Source organism: Pseudomonas sp. AC070 (genome assembly GCF_979258635.1).
In genome coordinates this window covers 2708077-2723707 of the sequence record NZ_OZ409871.1, presented here as the reverse complement: position 1 = coordinate 2723707, position 15631 = coordinate 2708077, and the positions used below count along the sequence as shown (strand labels likewise).

The 15631-nt window shown below is 62.0% G+C and carries 12 protein-coding genes; 10 read left to right on the top strand and 2 right to left on the bottom strand.

The features are described 5' to 3' along the window. Nucleotides 1-480 (bottom strand): type VI secretion system lipoprotein TssJ, encoded by a 480-nt coding sequence (gene tssJ / locus ACZZ0Q_RS12160; protein WP_463549769.1) that lies wholly within the window; start codon nt 478-480, stop codon nt 1-3. Between the two features lie 77 nt (nt 481-557). Then, nucleotides 558-2147, bottom strand: coding sequence for a type VI secretion system-associated FHA domain protein TagH (gene tagH, locus ACZZ0Q_RS12155; RefSeq protein ID WP_463542147.1), 1590 nt, complete (start codon nt 2145-2147; stop codon nt 558-560). Between the two features lie 380 nt (nt 2148-2527). Here tagH and tssA point away from each other — a divergent pair, with 380 nt between their 5' ends. The 10 genes from tssA (at nt 2528) to ACZZ0Q_RS12105 (ending at nt 15617) form a co-directional block, all read left to right on the top strand. Next, entirely contained in the window at nt 2528-3544 is a 1017-nt protein-coding gene (tssA, locus tag ACZZ0Q_RS12150; RefSeq protein WP_463542345.1) for a type VI secretion system protein TssA, read from the top strand. 99 nt (nt 3545-3643) lie between these two features. Further along, entirely contained in the window at nt 3644-4153 is a 510-nt protein-coding gene (gene tssB / locus ACZZ0Q_RS12145; RefSeq protein ID WP_122496435.1) for a type VI secretion system contractile sheath small subunit, read from the top strand. 14 nt (nt 4154-4167) lie between these two features. Continuing rightward, entirely contained in the window at nt 4168-5664 is a 1497-nt protein-coding gene (gene tssC, locus ACZZ0Q_RS12140) for a type VI secretion system contractile sheath large subunit (RefSeq protein WP_122453683.1), read from the top strand. Between the two features lie 206 nt (nt 5665-5870). Continuing rightward, nucleotides 5871-6359, top strand: a complete 489-nt coding sequence (locus tag ACZZ0Q_RS12135) for an Hcp family type VI secretion system effector (RefSeq protein ID WP_122453684.1) — start codon at nt 5871-5873, stop codon at nt 6357-6359. Nucleotides 6360-6499: 140 nt separating this feature from the next. Further along, nucleotides 6500-7285 (top strand): type VI secretion system accessory protein TagJ, encoded by a 786-nt coding sequence (locus ACZZ0Q_RS12130; protein WP_463542148.1) that lies wholly within the window; start codon nt 6500-6502, stop codon nt 7283-7285. After that, nucleotides 7285-7797: a type VI secretion system baseplate subunit TssE gene (gene tssE, locus ACZZ0Q_RS12125; protein WP_122496430.1), complete on the top strand. Its 513-nt coding sequence runs from the start codon at nt 7285-7287 to the stop codon at nt 7795-7797. The genes ACZZ0Q_RS12130 and tssE overlap by 1 nt, the downstream gene beginning before the upstream one ends. After that, nucleotides 7794-9653, top strand: a complete 1860-nt coding sequence (gene tssF / locus ACZZ0Q_RS12120) for a type VI secretion system baseplate subunit TssF (protein WP_463542149.1) — start codon at nt 7794-7796, stop codon at nt 9651-9653. The genes tssE and tssF overlap by 4 nt, the downstream gene beginning before the upstream one ends. Next, nucleotides 9617-10669 carry a type VI secretion system baseplate subunit TssG gene (tssG, locus tag ACZZ0Q_RS12115; protein ID WP_463542150.1) on the top strand — a complete coding sequence of 351 codons (1053 nt, stop codon included), beginning with the start codon at nt 9617-9619 and terminating at the stop codon, nt 10667-10669. The genes tssF and tssG overlap by 37 nt, the downstream gene beginning before the upstream one ends. Beyond that, on the top strand, nt 10662-13367 hold the full coding sequence (gene tssH, locus ACZZ0Q_RS12110) for a type VI secretion system ATPase TssH (protein WP_463542151.1): 2706 nt from the start codon (nt 10662-10664) through the stop codon (nt 13365-13367). Before tssG ends, tssH begins: the two co-directional genes overlap by 8 nt. 24 nt (nt 13368-13391) lie before the next feature. Then, on the top strand, nt 13392-15617 hold the full coding sequence (locus ACZZ0Q_RS12105) for a type VI secretion system Vgr family protein (RefSeq protein ID WP_463542152.1): 2226 nt from the start codon (nt 13392-13394) through the stop codon (nt 15615-15617). Nucleotides 15618-15631: the final 14 nt, after the last annotated feature.

Sequence of the window (15631 nt, the reverse complement as noted above, 5' to 3'; positions counted from 1 at the left end):
CTAGTTCGCTGAACGCGGAGTGATGGCCACGGCATGACTGCCGACCATCACGTCGTATGGGCTGGTTTTCTGCGCGGGTACGGCAACCACCTGGCGCCACAGAGCGTGGTCGAGGTCGCGGTAGCCGACAACGATGGCGAGGAATTTGGTTTGCTCGTCCAACGTGCGCTCGAGTTCTTTTTGCTCGCTGGGGCGCAGCAGCAATTCGTCGTGGGCGACCAGGTCGGAACCCAGGGCGCTTTCCGGTTTGTCGATCAGGCTGAAAAAGTCGGCGCGGGAAAAGTTGTTGGCGCTCTTCAGTTCATACAAGCGCACGCGCACGGGGGCGGGGTCGCCAGCCGGGGAGGGGTTGAGTTCACTGGAGCCGAGAAAGTGCAGTTGCAGCACCGTTGGCGGTGGCGGTGGCGGTGGCTCGGATGCACAGGCGGCCAGCAACGAGGCCAGCACCACGCCGTGCAACAGGGAAAAAATTCTTGGCATTCTTGAGTCCTTGAAATGAGCGCCTGACTGACGTTGCCCTGGCCAGAGCCGGGCGACGATTCCGTGTATGAAGAAATTTAGCGACGTCGCAAACGGCTGCTGTGCTCCTCGTAAGCGCGGCTGAATTCACGGCCGAACAGGTCTTGAAAGTCGTCCTCGGCTTCGCGCTGGATGCTCGCGTACAAGGCGCTGAACTGCTCCCACAATTGCGCATGGCGCGCACCGGGCAGCAGGGCGGAAAAGCCGCTGGGTTTTTCGAAGCGGGCTTCCAGCGCATTCGGCTCGAAGCGTTGCAACAGGTGATGAATCGCTGCCTGCACGCCGGCCATCACGGCCATCTGGTGGGCCTTGATATCGTCGAAGCCGTCTTCAATGGCTTGGTCCGGGGCGAGGAATGCCTGGTTGCCGGAACGCAATAACAACAGCAGCGCTTCATCCACGTTCGGTGCGAATTTCAGCGGGTTGTTTTGAATCGGTTGAATGGTGGTCTGCTGCATGCGGAACTCACCTTTCAAACTGCTGCGCGCACGCAGCACCTCGATCATGCCTTCCACCATTTGCCGGTAGCTGCGGCCAATGGCTTCCATTTGCGCTTCGGCGTTTGCCGGGTCGACGCGCAATTGCGACACGCCGGCACCGCGTAAAAACGCCTGGAGCAAGTCGCCGCTCGGCGCCGCGTCCACGGGTGGCAAGGGCGGTTGCAGGCGAATGGGCTGCGGCTCGCGAACCGGCTCGGGTGTGGGGTCGAGAATGAATTCCTGCGGCGCGGGCGGAGCAGGGGGCGCAACACTCGGCGTGGTGACAATGCCGGCCCACGGGTCATCCACCACGGCGCTTGGCGGCGGCGTGATGGGCTCGGGTTCAGCCGGCACAGGCGGCGCGACGTAAACGGGCGGTACGGGCGGCACGGCAGCGGGCGGCGGTGGCGCCAAAGGCTGCTGCGCGAAGGGATCGGGAATCGCAGGCTTTGCTGCCGAGAGATCGGCAAACGGATCCCAGTCATCCGGAATCATCGACGCGCCGCCACTGGCAACCGGTGTGGCAGCCGGCACGTCAAAGGTCGGCATGGCTTGCGGCGTCGGCGGGCGGAAGTCGTGGCGTTCGGCGGGCACATGATCCGGAATCGGCGCGGCGCCGCCGGATGGCGGATTAAGAAAATCGAACAGATCAGGCTTGGTATCCAGCGGCGAGTTGCCCTGGAAATGCGCGGCGGCATGTTGCGTCACTGGCGTCGGCATGGCGGCCGGCGCAGCGCTGCCGGCCTGGCGGCTCATCAGGGCATCGAAGCTGGTGTTGGGGTCGGTGGCGATGCCCGAGGCGGCGCTGCTGGAGGCAAAACCGCTCATGGCCTCGAGCTGCACAAGAATGTCGTACTCACCCAAACGCACCAGCTCGCCGTCTTGCAAACGCTCACTGTTACCACGGCGCAGGCGCTGGCCGGACTGCACCAGCAGCACGCCGTTGGTGCTGTTGTCGGTGATGTAGTAAGCGCCGTCGCGGCTGGTGATGGTGCAGTGCAGGCTGGACACCAGGCGTTCGGGGTCGGGCAGCACCCAATCGTTTTCGGGGCCACGGCCGATGGTCAGGCTACCCTGGTCCAGCTGACGTTCCGACAATTGGCCGGGTGTCAGTTTGTGGTAGCTGGTGATGGTCAAACGCAGTGGCATTGCGACTCCTTGCACACGCCTTGCGGCGTTACCTCCGGGCTGATGCGGGCGGCTTGAAGAAAAGCCTTACCCCGTCGCCTTATTTTTCCTGCGCGAATACTACAGCGGCCAACGCACAGAGTTCCGTCTTTCATCTGAAAATTCAGGATAAAAAAGACACGCTTCACAGATTGATCTTCTAGGCTAGCTGTTGCTCACTCGTCCTCCAAGCGCGGCTTGACAACGCTTTAACGTGCTCCAAGAATGCCCGTCGCCCCGCCACAGGTGTTTTTTTGAGCCATGGTTTGGCCACCACGCGAGCCGAAGGAATCGGTTCTCGTAGGCACCCCAATCGGATCAGGGCTGCGTTCCAGCAGCCTGATATGGAGATCGCCCGAGTGTTGGATGTACCCGCTTTACTGGCTCCGATAAACGCCGATGCACCTTGCGGCGAGGACCTTGAATACGATGCAGCTTTTCTCGAGCTGGAGCGTAGTGCGCAAGGTCAGCCGGAACGCCAAATGGGTGACGCCGTTTTACCGGCAGAGCCGCCCGAATGGCCCAGTGTTAATCAGCAAATTCACGACCTCTTTTCCCGCACCAAAGACCTGCGTGTCGCCAACATTTTGGTGCGCAGTTCACTGGCCCTTTATGGCCTGCCGGGTTTCGCCCAGGCGCTATTGCTGATCAGCGAATTGCTCAACCAGTACTGGGTCGATTTGCACCCACGGCTGGACCCCGACGACAACGACCCCACCTCGCGCATCAACGCGCTGACCGGCCTGAATGCCGAAGACAACCTGCGTCTGCTGTGGGAAAGCGCCCTGGTGCGTTCGCGCACCTTTGGCACCGTCACGGTCCGCGCGGCGATCAACGCCCACGGCCTGCAGCGCTTCGCCAGCGAGACCCTCGGCCAGGATCAATTCAACGCCGCGCTGCGTGACAGCGATGCCGACGCGCTGCAAACCACCCGCGATGCCGTGGCCCAGGCGCTCACCGCACTGACCGCCATCGAGCGTGAAGTGAGCGAGCAAGTCGGCTCTGACCAGGGCGTGGACCTGGCACCGCTGAAACTGATGCTGCGCCAGGCCGGGCAGACCCTCGGTGCCAATGCGCAAGCCGATACCGGCAGCACTGATTCAGCAGGCGAGGGCGACAGCATGGCCACCAGCGATGCACCCGCAAGCGCCACACAAACGCCACGCGCCAGTGGTGAAATTGCCACGCGCGATGACGTGTTGCGCCAGCTTGATCGCCTGCTTGAGTACTACGCCCGGCACGAGCCATCGAGCCCGGTGCCGGTGCTGCTCAGCCGCGCTAAAACCCTGGTCACCGCAGATTTCGCTGCCATCGTGCGCAACCTTATTCCCGATGGCATGTCGCAGTTCGAAGCCTTGCGCGGGCCTGATTCCGAATAACGTTGGGGCGTGCCCCAACGGCGTAATCCAATAAGTCGGTCATCAGTGGTTTGTCGATGACGTCACTGTTCAGTCGCCTGATGGCGAGGGAGGAGCAACATGGTCACCAGTAGCCAGAAATTCATCGCCCGAAATCGCGCGCCCCGTGTGCAGATCGAATACGACGTCGAGCTGTATGGCGCCGAGAAAAAGGTTCAGCTGCCGTTCGTAATGGGCGTGATGGCCGACCTCGCTGGCAAGCCTGCCGAGCCGTTGGCTCCGGTGGCCGACCGCAAGTTTCTTGAAATCGACGTCGATAACTTCGACTCGCGCCTCAAGGCGATGAAACCGCGCGTGGCCTTCAACGTGCCGAACGCCCTGACCGGCGAGGGCAACCTGAGCCTGGACGTGACCTTCGAGAGCATGGACGACTTCAGCCCGGCGGCCATTGCCCGCAAGGTCGATTCGTTGAGCAAGCTGCTTGATGCGCGTACCCAGCTGGCCAACCTGCTGACCTACATGGACGGCAAAACCGGCGCCGAAGACATGATCATGAAAGCGATCAAAGACCCGGCCCTGCTGCAGGCCCTGGCCAGCGCACCGAAGCCAACCGACGAGCCACAAGCTTAAGAGGACGATTTAGCATGGCCGAATTGAGCACCGACAATCAGGCGCTGCCCCAGGCAACGACCGAGCAGACCAGCGAGTTCGCAAGCTTGCTGCTGCAAGAATTCAAACCCAAAACCGAGCGTGCCCGCGAAGCAGTGGAAACCGCTGTGCGCACCCTGGCCGAACACGCCCTGGCACAGACCAATCTGATATCCAACGACGCTATCAAGTCGATTGAATCGATCATCGCCGCCATCGACGGCAAGCTGACCGAGCAGATCAACCTGATCATGCACCACCCCGATTTCCAGCAACTGGAAAGCGCCTGGCGTGGCCTGCATTACCTCGTCAACAACACCGAGACCGACGAGCAGCTGAAGATTCGCGTGCTCAACATCTCCAAGCCGGAACTGCACAAAACCCTGAAGAAATTCAAGGGCACCACGTGGGACCAGAGCCCGATCTTCAAGAAGATGTACGAAGAAGAATACGGCCAGTTCGGTGGCGAACCGTACGGCTGCCTGGTGGGCGACTACTACTTCGACCAGTCGCCGCCCGACGTGGAATTGCTCAGCGAAATGGCCAAGATTTCCGCCGCCATGCACGCACCGTTCATTGCCGCTGCTTCGCCGACTGTGATGGGCATGGGCTCGTGGCAGGAGCTGTCGAACCCGCGTGACCTGACCAAGATTTTCACCACCCCGGAATACGCTGGCTGGCGCTCGCTGCGTGAGTCTGACGACTCGCGTTACATCGGCCTGACCATGCCGCGCTTCCTGGCGCGCGTACCGTACGGCGCGAAAACCGACCCGGTGGAAGAGTTCGCTTTCGAAGAAGAAACCACCGGCGCCGACAGCAGCAAATACACCTGGGCCAACTCGGCCTACGCCATGGCCGTGAACATCAACCGTTCGTTCAAACTGTACGGCTGGTGCTCGCGCATTCGTGGTGTGGAATCGGGCGGTGAAGTGGAAGGCCTGCCGGCCCACACCTTCCCAACCGACGACGGCGGCGTGGACATGAAGTGCCCAACCGAAATCGCCATTTCTGACCGCCGCGAGGCTGAGTTGGCGAAGAACGGTTTCATGCCGCTGCTGCACAAAAAGAACACCGACTTCGCCGCCTTTATCGGCGCCCAGTCCTTGCAGAAACCGGCCGAATATGACGACCCGGACGCCACCGCCAACGCCAACCTGGCCGCGCGCCTGCCGTACCTGTTCGCCACCTGCCGTTTTGCGCACTACCTGAAGTGCATCGTGCGCGACAAGATCGGCTCCTTCAAAGAGAAGGACGACATGCAGCGCTGGTTGCAAGACTGGATTCTCAACTACGTCGACGGCGACCCGGCGCACTCCACCGAAACCACTAAAGCCCAGCACCCGCTGTCGGCTGCCGAGGTGGTGGTGGAAGAAGTGGAAGGCAACCCGGGTTACTACAACTCGAAGTTCTTCCTGCGTCCGCATTACCAGTTGGAAGGGCTGACCGTTTCGCTTCGACTCGTTTCGAAACTTCCGTCCGCTAAAGGCGCGTAAAACGCCGGGAGCTTAGCCCGGGCGGCGTTAAAAGCAGGTTCAAAAATGCTCATTGGCTACAGCCAACTCCGCTTTTTTCACCTGCTTTTGCCTTGCCCGGCCGTCGCTCTCGACGTTTTCCAAAATTTTGCACAGTGCATTTAAACGGACTTGCCATGGTGGTGGGTTCACAAAGATGAAGTGGCTACGGCCACGCAGGAGGAAACATGGCTGTTGATATGTTCATCAAGATCGGTGACATCAAGGGCGAGTCCAAGGACAAGGCCCACGCTGATGAAGTCGACGTATTGGCGTGGAGCTGGGGCATGTCGCAAAACGGCAACATGCACCTGGGCACTGGCGGCGGCGCTGGCAAGGTTAACGTGCAAGATCTGACCCTGACCAAGTACCTCGACAAGGCCACACCGAACCTGATGATGGCGTGCTCCTCGGGCAAGCATTACCCCGAAGCCAAGCTGACCGTGCGTAAAGCCGGCGGCAGCGCGCAGGTTGAATACCTGGTGATCACCATGAAAGAAGTGCTGATCTCCTCGGTGACCACCGGCGGCAGCGGCGGCGAAGATCGCCTGACCGAAACCATCGGCCTGAACTTCGCTCAGGTGCAAGTGGACTACCAAGCCCAGAAAGAAGACGGCTCCAAAGAAGGCGGCCCGATCAAGTACGGCTGGAACATCCGTCAGAACGTCAAGATCTGATAAGGCTTTACCCGCTCCCACAATCTGTAGGAGCGGCTTTAGCCGCGATGCTTTTCAGCGATCAAGAGCATCGCGGCTAAAGCCGCTCCTACAGGGGGAGCGACTTTTTTCTCGTCATCCAATCCCAGGGAAGTGCTGTTATGACTGCCGATGAACTGTTGCGTGCCGGTCGCCTCGATGATGCGCTCAAGGCCCTGCAAGACCAGGTTCGCGGCGCTCCGGCCAACGCCACGCTGCGGATTTTTCTTTTTCAATTGTTGGCCGTCATGGGCCAATGGAGCCGTGCGCAAAATCAGTTGAAGGTGGTCGGTGAACTCGACGCCGCCGCGCTGCCGATGGTGCAAACCTATCGCACCGCGCTGGAGTGCGAGGCGCTGCGGGCCGAGGTGTTCGCCGGGCGCGTGACGCCGGTAATTCTTGGCGAACCCGCCGCTTGGATTGCGCCGCTCATTCAAGCCTTGAAGATGGACGCCGACGGTCACCCGCAAGCCGCTGAGCAGATGCGTGCCGAAGCCTTCGAAGCAGCGCCGGCCAATCCCGGTCAGGTCAATGGCACGCCGTTCGCCTGGTTGGCCGACGCCGATCCGCGCCTGGGGCCGGTGCTGGAAGTGATCGTGAACGGTCGCTATGCCTGGCTGCCGATGAGCAACATTGCCAGCCTCACGGTGGAAGCACCGACGGACTTGCGCGATCTGGTGTGGCTGCCCGCCGAACTCACGCTGATCAATGGCGGCACCACCGTCGCGCTGCTGCCCAGCCGCTACCCCGACACCGTGGCACAAGGCGATGACGCCGCGCGCCTGTCGCGCAAAACCGATTTCCTCGATAACGGCGTGCCGCTGGGCCAGCGCCTGTTTGCCACCGATGACGGTGATACCGCGCTGTTCGATCTGCGCACCGTGGAATTCGCTGTGGCAGACGCCTGATGGCCAACATTCCTTTGCAGGAGCGTTTGCAACCGTCGCTGCTCGACCGCCTGGTGGACAACGACCGCAGCAACCCGAACGAGAGCCCGGACAAGCGCGTGCTGTCCATGAGCCAACTGAAAGCCTCGGTGCTGCGCGACCTGACCTGGCTGTTCAACACCACCGCCTTGCTGGATGTGGAAACCGCCGCCGCCACCCCGGCCGGCACCTCGGTGCTCAATTACGGTTTGCCGGCGCTGGCCGGGCGCACGTTGTCGAATATCGACGTGCCGGCGATTGAAGCCTTGCTGACGAAAACCATCGCCACGTTCGAGCCGCGCATTTTGCGTTCCACCTTGCGCGTCAAAGCGCGTTTGCTGGAGGAGGGCATGGACCACAACGCCCTGGCGTTTGAAATTGAAGGCGACCTGTGGGCACTGCCCGTGCCGCTGCGGCTGATGCTCACCACAAATCTGGACCTGGAAACCGGCCACGTAAAAATCGTGCCCAACGAGCAGCGGAGGCGTGCATGAATCCGCGCATGCTGGAGTATTACAACCAGGAGCTGTCGCACATTCGCGAGAGCGCTGCCGAGTTCGCCCGCGAGTTTCCGAAAATTGCCAGCCGCCTGACGTTGTCGGGTGTGGATTGCGCCGACCCGTACGTAGAGCGCCTGCTCGAAGGCTTTGCCTACCTGACCGCGCGGGTGCATTTGAAGCTGGACGCCGAGTACCCGACGTTCACCCACAATCTGCTGGAAATCGCCTACCCGCATTATCTGGCGCCCACGCCGTCGATGACCGTTGTGCAACTGCGCGCCGACCCCAACGAAGGCTCGCTCAGCAGCGGCTTTACCATCGAGCGCAATGCGCCGCTGCGTGGCGTGCTGGGCCGCGAGGAACAAACCGCCTGCGAATACCGCACTGCCCATTCGGTGACGCTGTGGCCGCTGGAAGTGGCCAGCGCCGAATACTTCGGCAACCCGGCGGCGGTACTTGGGCGCCTGGCTGCCAGCGAGCCGAAGGCCAAGGCCGGCTTGCGCATTCGCCTGCGCAGCGGCGCCGGTTTGCCGCTCAACAGCCTGAGCCTGGACAACCTGCCGCTGTACCTGCACGGCGCCGATGAGCAGCCGTTTCGCCTGTATGAACAATTGCTCGGCAACGCCTGTGCCGTATTTGCCCAGGCGCCGGGCAGCGATTGGGTCGAGCGCCTGCCGCCCGGCTCGCTGCGTCCCCGTGGTTTCGACGACGAAGACGCGCTGCTGCCAGTAGTGCCGCGCGCGTTCCAGGGCTACCGCCTGTTGCAGGAATACTTCGCGCTGCCCAACCGATTTCTGTTTGTTGAATTCGCCGAGCTGCGTCGCTCGGTGCAGCGCTGCGCCGGCAATGAGCTGGACCTGATCATTCTCTTCAACAAACACGACGCCACCCTCGAAGGCACCGTCAGCGGCGCGCAGTTCGTGCCGTTCTGCACCCCGGCGATCAACCTGTTTCCACGCCGCGCCGACCGTATCCATTTGAGCGAGCGGGTCAACGAGCATCAGGTGATCGCCGACCGCACGCGGCCGATGGATTTCGAGATTCACTCGCTCACTCAAGTGACCGGCCACGGCACCGGGCCGGAGCAGCCGTTCCAGCCGTTCTATGCCGTGCGCGACCCGTCGCGCTATGGCCGCGAGCAGGCGTATTTCATCGTGCGTCGCGAGCCGCGCCTGTTGTCGAGCAACCAGCGGCGCAACGGCCCGCGCTCCACTTACGTGGGCAGCGAAACCTTTGTCTCGCTGGTAGACGCCAATCAGGCGCCGTACCGCCACGACCTGCGCCAACTGGGCGTCAGCGCGCTGTGCACGAACCGCGACCTGGCCTTGTTTATTCCGGTGGGCACCAGCAAAAGCGATTTCAGCCTGGAAGACAGCGCGCCGGTGCTCGACGTGCGCTGCCTGGCCGGCCCGAGCCGTCCGCGCGCCAGCCGCGCCCATGACGCCAGCGCCTGGCGGCTGATCAGCCAGTTGTCGCTGAATTACTTGTCGTTGTCCGAACAAGGGCAGGGCGCCGCTGCGTTGCGCGAGCTGTTGCGCCTGTATGGCGACCCCACCGATTCGGCGCTGCAATTGCAAATCGAAGGCCTGCGCGAAGTCAGCAGTAAACCTTGCACCCGACGCTTGCCGATGCCGGGGCCGATTGTGTTTGGCCGTGGCTTGGAGATCAGCCTCGAATTCGATGAAAACGCGTTTCGCGGCACCGGCGTGTTTCTGCTCGGCGCGGTGTTTGAGCGCTTCCTCACCCGCTACGTGTCGGTCAACAGCTTTACCGAAACCGTGCTGCGCACCACCGAGCGCGGCGAAATCATGCGTTGGCAGGCGAAACCCGGATGCCGACCGAACCTCTGAATTCGCTCGCCGCGATGGCGGCCGCACCCTGGGAGCATGACTTCTTCCAGGCGTTGCGCCGTATCGAATGCGAAGCCCAGGACAAACCCCGGCTCGGCCATTCCGTGCGCCTGGCCGACGACCCGCTGCGCCTGGGGCAAACCCCGGACTGCGGCTTTGCGCCGTCAACCTTGTCGCTCGTGGAGCCGGCCAGCGACACCGCGCCGCCACGCGTAGAACAGTTCTTTTTCGGTCTCACCGGGCCGAACGGGCCGTTGCCGCTGCACTTGACCGAATACGCCCGCGAGCGTCAGCGCAACGAAGGCGACCCCGGTTTTACGCGGTTTATGGACGTGTTCCACCACCGCTTGCTCACGCTGTTCTACCGCGCCTGGGCCGAAGCGCGGCCGTCGGTAAGCCACGACCGGCCAGACGACGATTACTGGTCGGCACGCCTCGCTGCGTTGTCGGGTCGCGGCATGGACAGTCTGCTCGGCCAAGGCCCGATTCCCGATCAGGCGCGCTATTACTACACCGGGCACCTGGCGGCCACGAGTCGCTACCCGGACGGCTTGAAGGTGATTCTTTCCGAGTACTTCGAGCTGCCGGTGGCCATCGAGGAATACGTCGGCCAATGGCTGGAACTGCCCGAGCGCAGTCGGCTTGGCGCCGGGGCCAGCACCCTGGGCATGGACGTGTGCCTGGGCACCCACGTGTGGGACCGCCAACATAAATTTCGTCTGCGTCTGGGCCCCATGCCCTTGGCCAAATACGAGCGCCTGTTGCCCGGTGGCGAGCTGTTTCGCCAGTTGGCGGCGTGGGTCGGCGAGTACCTCGGCCATGAGCTGGACTGGGACGTGAACCTGGTGTTGAGCCAGGAAGAAATACCCCCATTGGACCTGGCCGGCGGTGTGCGGCTGGGTTTCAACGCCTGGCTGGGACACCCCGGCGAGGATGCCAAGGATTTACTGCTGGCCAGCCAGTACGCCGGGGACCGGCTGCTGCAACGCCCGAATAAGGAGATGAGTCATGAGTGAGATCAGCCGGGTTGCACTGTTCGGCAAGCTGAACAGCCTTGCCTACAAAGCCATTGAAGCGGCCACCGTGTTCTGCAAATTGCGCGGCAACCCGTATGTGGAAATGGCCCACTGGCTGCACCAGATCTTGCAACTGCAAGACTCTGACCTGCACCAGCTGGTGCGCCAGTTCAACATCGACCCGGCGCGCCTGGCCCGTGATCTCACCGAAGCCCTGGACCGCCTGCCGCGTGGCTCCACCTCGATTACCGATTTGTCCTCGAATGTCGAAGAAGCCGTCGAGCGCGCCTGGGTGTACGGCAGCCTGATGTTTGGCGAAAACCAGGTGCGCACCGGCTACCTGATCGTCGGCATTCTGAAAACCCCGAGCCTGCGCCATGGCTTGCTGGCGTTGTCCCAGGAGTTCGACAAGGTCAAGGTTGAAGCGCTGACCGAGCGCTTTGACGAGTACGTCGGCAACTCGCCGGAAAACGCCCTGACCGCCAGCGACGGCTTCAGCAGCGCTGCCCCCGGCGAGGCCAGCGGTGCCATCGCGCCCGGCGCGTTGGGCAAGCAGGAAGCGCTGAAGAAATTCACCGTCGACCTCACCGAGCAGGCACGCAGCGGCAAGCTCGACCCGATTGTGGGCCGCGACGAAGAAATCCGTCAGTTGGTCGACGTGCTGATGCGCCGTCGCCAGAACAACCCGATTCTCACGGGCGAAGCGGGCGTGGGTAAAACTGCCGTGGTCGAAGGCTTTGCCTTGCGCATCGTCGCCGGCGACGTGCCGCCTGCGCTGAAAGACGTGGAACTGCGCGCCCTCGACGTCGGCCTGCTGCAAGCCGGTGCCAGCATGAAAGGCGAATTCGAACAGCGCCTGCGCTCGGTGATTGAAGACGTACAAAGCTCGCCCAAGCCGATCATCTTGTTTATCGACGAAGCCCACACCCTGGTCGGCGCCGGTGGCGCTGCCGGTACTGGTGATGCGGCCAACTTGCTGAAGCCGGCCCTGGCCCGTGGCACCTTGCGCACCATCGCCGCCACGACCTGGGCGGAGTACAAAAAGCACATCGAAAAAGACCCAGCCCTGACCCGTCGTTTCCAAGTGGTGCAGGTGGAAGAGCCGTCCGAGCACAAAGCCATTCTGATGATGCGCGGCGTGGCCTCGACCATGGAAAAACACCACCAGGTGCAGATTCTCGACGAAGCCCTGGAAGCGGCGGTGAAGCTGTCTCACCGCTATATTCCGGCGCGTCAGTTGCCGGACAAATCCGTCAGCCTGCTCGACACCGCCTGTGCCCGCACGGCCATCAGCCTGCATGCTGTGCCGGCCGAAGTGGACGACAGCCGTCGGCGCATTGAAGCGTTGGAAACCGAACTGGCGATCATCGGCCGCGAAAAGGCCATCGGCATCAATATCGGCGAGCGCCTGCGCAGTGCTGAAACCTTGCTGAGTGAAGAACGTGAGCGCCTGACGGGTTTGGAAACGCGCTGGGCCGACGAAAAAGCCTTGGTCGATGAACTGCTCGATATCCGCGCCCAACTGCGTGCCGCCGCCGAAGCGGTGGACGACACCGGCAGCGAGCCGGCGCCGGCCGAACCTAACGCCGAACTGCACACCCGCTTGCAGGATGTGCAAACCCGCCTGGCCGCGCTGCAAGGTGAGTCGCCGCTGATTTTGCCGATTGTCGACTACCAGGCCGTGGCCTCGGTGGTGGCCGACTGGACCGGCATTCCGGTCGGGCGCATGGCGCGCAACGAACTGGAAACCGTGCTCAACCTGGCGAAGTACCTGAAAAAACGCATCATCGGCCAGGATCACGCCCTGGAGATGATCGCCAAGCGCATCCAGACCTCGCGCGCCGGCCTCGACAACCCGAGCAAACCCATCGGCGTGTTCATGCTGGCCGGCACCTCGGGCGTGGGCAAAACCGAAACCGCGCTCGCACTGGCCGAGGCCATGTATGGCGGTGAGCAGAACGTCATCACCATCAACATGAGCGAGTTCCAGGAAGCCCACACCGTGTCGACCCTCAAAGGCGCGCCACCGGGCTACATCGGCTACGGCGAAGGCGGCGTGCTGACCGAAGCAGTGCGGCGTAAACCGTACAGCGTGGTGCTGCTGGACGAAGTGGAAAAAGCCCACCCCGACGTGCACGAAATTTTCTTCCAGGTGTTCGACAAGGGCGTGATGGAAGACGGCGAGGGCCGGGTGATCGACTTCAAAAACACGCTGATTCTGCTCACCACCAACGCCGGCACCGAGCTGATTTCCAGCTTGTGCAACGACCCGGAACTGATGCCCGAGCCGGACGCCATCGCCAAGGCGCTGCGCGAGCCGCTGCTGAAGATTTTCCCGCCGGCGTTGCTCGGCCGTCTGGTGACCATTCCGTACTACCCGCTCAGCGACGAGATGATCAAGTCCATCGCCCGCCTGCAACTGGAGCGGGTGAAGAAGCGCGTGGAAGCCACCCACAAAGTGCCGTTCGAATACGACGACGGCGTCATCGCGCTGATCGCCGAACGCTGCACCGAAACCGAGAGCGGCGGGCGCATGATCGACACCATTCTGACCAACACCTTGCTGCCGGATATGAGCCGTGAATTCCTCACGCGCATGCTCGAAGGCAAGCCGCTGGAAGCGGTGCGCATCAGCCGTCAGGGCAGCGATTTCCACTACTCCTTTGGCGCTTCAACAGACAGCAGCGCTGCGGTTTAACGCCGTCGCAGTCGGGATACGGATATGGCATTAAGCACAAGCACGCGCCTGGTTCAGGTCGACAGCCCGCTGGGCACCGATGTTCTGGTGCTGCGCCAGCTCGACGGCGTGGAAGAGCTGGGGCGGGTGTTCGATTACGAGCTGAACCTGGTCTCGGAAAACACCTCGCTGGCGCTCAACAGCCTGCTCGGCAAACCCATGAGCATCACCATGGAATTGCAGGACGGCAGCAAGCGCTACTTCCACGGCATCGTCGCCCGCGCCAGCCAAGGCGCCGGCATCGGTCAGTTCGCGGTGTACCGGGTCACGCTCAAGCCGTGGTTGTGGCTGATGTCGCGCACCTCCGACTGCAAGATTTTCCAGAACCGCACGGTGCCGGACATCATCAAGCAGGTGTTTCGCGACCTCGGTTTCTCCGACTTCGAAGACAGCCTCAGCCGCTCGTATCGCGAGTGGGACTACTGCGTGCAGTACCGCGAAACCAGCTTCGACTTCGTTAGCCGGCTGATGGAGCAAGAAGGTATTTACTACTTCTTCCGCCATGAAAAAGGCCGCCACGTATTGGTGTTGGCCGATGCCTACGGCGCCCACAGCACCGCCGCCGGTTACGCAAGCGTGCCGTTCTACCCGCCAACCGCCGAACAGCGCGAGCTGGACCATATCGACGACTGGCACCTGAGCCACGAAGTGCAGTCCGGTTCCCTGGCGCTCAACGACTACGACTTCCAGCGCCCCAGCGCGCGCCTGGAAGTGCGCTCGGTAATCAGCCGCCCGCACACCGCCAGCGATTACCCGTTGTATGACTACCCCGGCGAGTACGTGCAAAGCGGCGACGGCGAGCACTACGCACGCACCCGCATTGAAGCAATTCACACCCAATTCGAGCGCGTGCAGTTGCGCGGCACCGCCCGTGGCATTGGCTCGGGCAATCTGTTCAGCATGACCCGCTACCCGCGTGACGATCAGAACCGCGAATACCTGGTAGTCGGCGCCCGTTACACGATCGTGCAAGAGCACTACGAAACCGGCTTTGACGACGTGGAACAGCAGTTCATCAGCCACCTCGACTGCATGGACGCGAGCCAGGCGTTTCGCCCGCAACCGATCACCGTGCGGCCCATCGTGCAGGGCCCGCAAACGGCCATGGTGGTCGGCCCCAAAGGCGAGGAAATCTGGACCGACCAATACGGCCGCGTAAAGGTGCATTTCTACTGGGACCGCCACGACCAATCCAACGAAAACAGCTCGTGCTGGATGCGCGTGTCGCAATCCTGGGCCGGCAAGAATTGGGGTTCCATTCAGATTCCGCGCATCGGCCAGGAAGTGATTGTCAGCTTCCTTGAAGGCGACCCCGACCGCCCGATCATCACCGGTCGTGTGTACAACGCTGAACAGACCGTGCCGTACGACTTGCCCGCCAACGCCACGCAGAGCGGGGTAAAAAGCCGCTCCAGCAAGGGCGGCTCGCCGGCCAATTTCAACGAAATTCGCATGGAAGATTTAAAGGGTTCCGAGCAGCTGTTTATTCACGCGGAAAAGAACCAGGACATCGAAGTCGAGAACGACGAAACCCACTGGGTCGGGCACGACCGCACGAAAACCATCGACCACGATGAAACCGTGCACGTTAAACACGACCGCACCGAAACCGTCGACAACAACGAGACCATCACCATCGGCGTGGACCGCAAGGAAAAGGTCGGCAACAACGAAACCATCTCCATCGGTGTGGACCGCACCGAGAATGTCGGCAGCAACGAGAAAATCACCATTGGTGCCAACCGCACCGAAAGCGTGGGCGCCAACGAAGACATCACCATCGGTGCTGACCGCAGTGAAAAAGTCGGCAGCAACGAGACCATCAAAATCGGCGCCAACCGCACCGAAGATGTCGGCAGCAACGAAAAAATCACCATCGGCGCCAACCGCACCGAGAGCGTGGGCAGTAACGAAGACATCGACATCGGCAGCAACCAGACCACCAAAATCGGCAGCGACGAAAGCCGCAGCGTCGGCAAAAACCGCAGCACCGATGTCGGCAAAGACGACTCGCTGAGCGTGGGCAAGAACTTTGAATTGACCGCCGGCGACTCCATCACCCTGACCACGGGTGCGGCCAGCATCAGCATGAAAAAAGACGGCACCATCGTCATTCGTGGCAAAAACATCACCATTGACGGTTCGGGCGCGATCAATATCAAAGCCAGCAAAAACGTAGTCGTCAAAGGCCAGAAGATTCTGCAGAACTGATTAGCAGCGGCCGC

Coding starts and splice junctions, on each gene's coding strand:
- tagH (WP_463542147.1), bottom strand. CDS start 2,147: ATGCCACTGCGTTTGACCATCACCAGCTACCACAAACTGACACCCGGC.
- tssC (WP_122453683.1), top strand. CDS start 4,168: ATGGCCGAATTGAGCACCGACAATCAGGCGCTGCCCCAGGCAACGACC.
- tssF (WP_463542149.1), top strand. CDS start 7,794: ATGAATCCGCGCATGCTGGAGTATTACAACCAGGAGCTGTCGCACATT.
- tssB (WP_122496435.1), top strand. CDS start 3,644: ATGGTCACCAGTAGCCAGAAATTCATCGCCCGAAATCGCGCGCCCCGT.
- tssJ (WP_463549769.1), bottom strand. CDS start 480: ATGCCAAGAATTTTTTCCCTGTTGCACGGCGTGGTGCTGGCCTCGTTG.
- tssE (WP_122496430.1), top strand. CDS start 7,285: ATGGCCAACATTCCTTTGCAGGAGCGTTTGCAACCGTCGCTGCTCGAC.
- ACZZ0Q_RS12130 (WP_463542148.1), top strand. CDS start 6,500: ATGACTGCCGATGAACTGTTGCGTGCCGGTCGCCTCGATGATGCGCTC.
- tssH (WP_463542151.1), top strand. CDS start 10,662: ATGAGTGAGATCAGCCGGGTTGCACTGTTCGGCAAGCTGAACAGCCTT.
- ACZZ0Q_RS12135 (WP_122453684.1), top strand. CDS start 5,871: ATGGCTGTTGATATGTTCATCAAGATCGGTGACATCAAGGGCGAGTCC.
- ACZZ0Q_RS12105 (WP_463542152.1), top strand. CDS start 13,392: ATGGCATTAAGCACAAGCACGCGCCTGGTTCAGGTCGACAGCCCGCTG.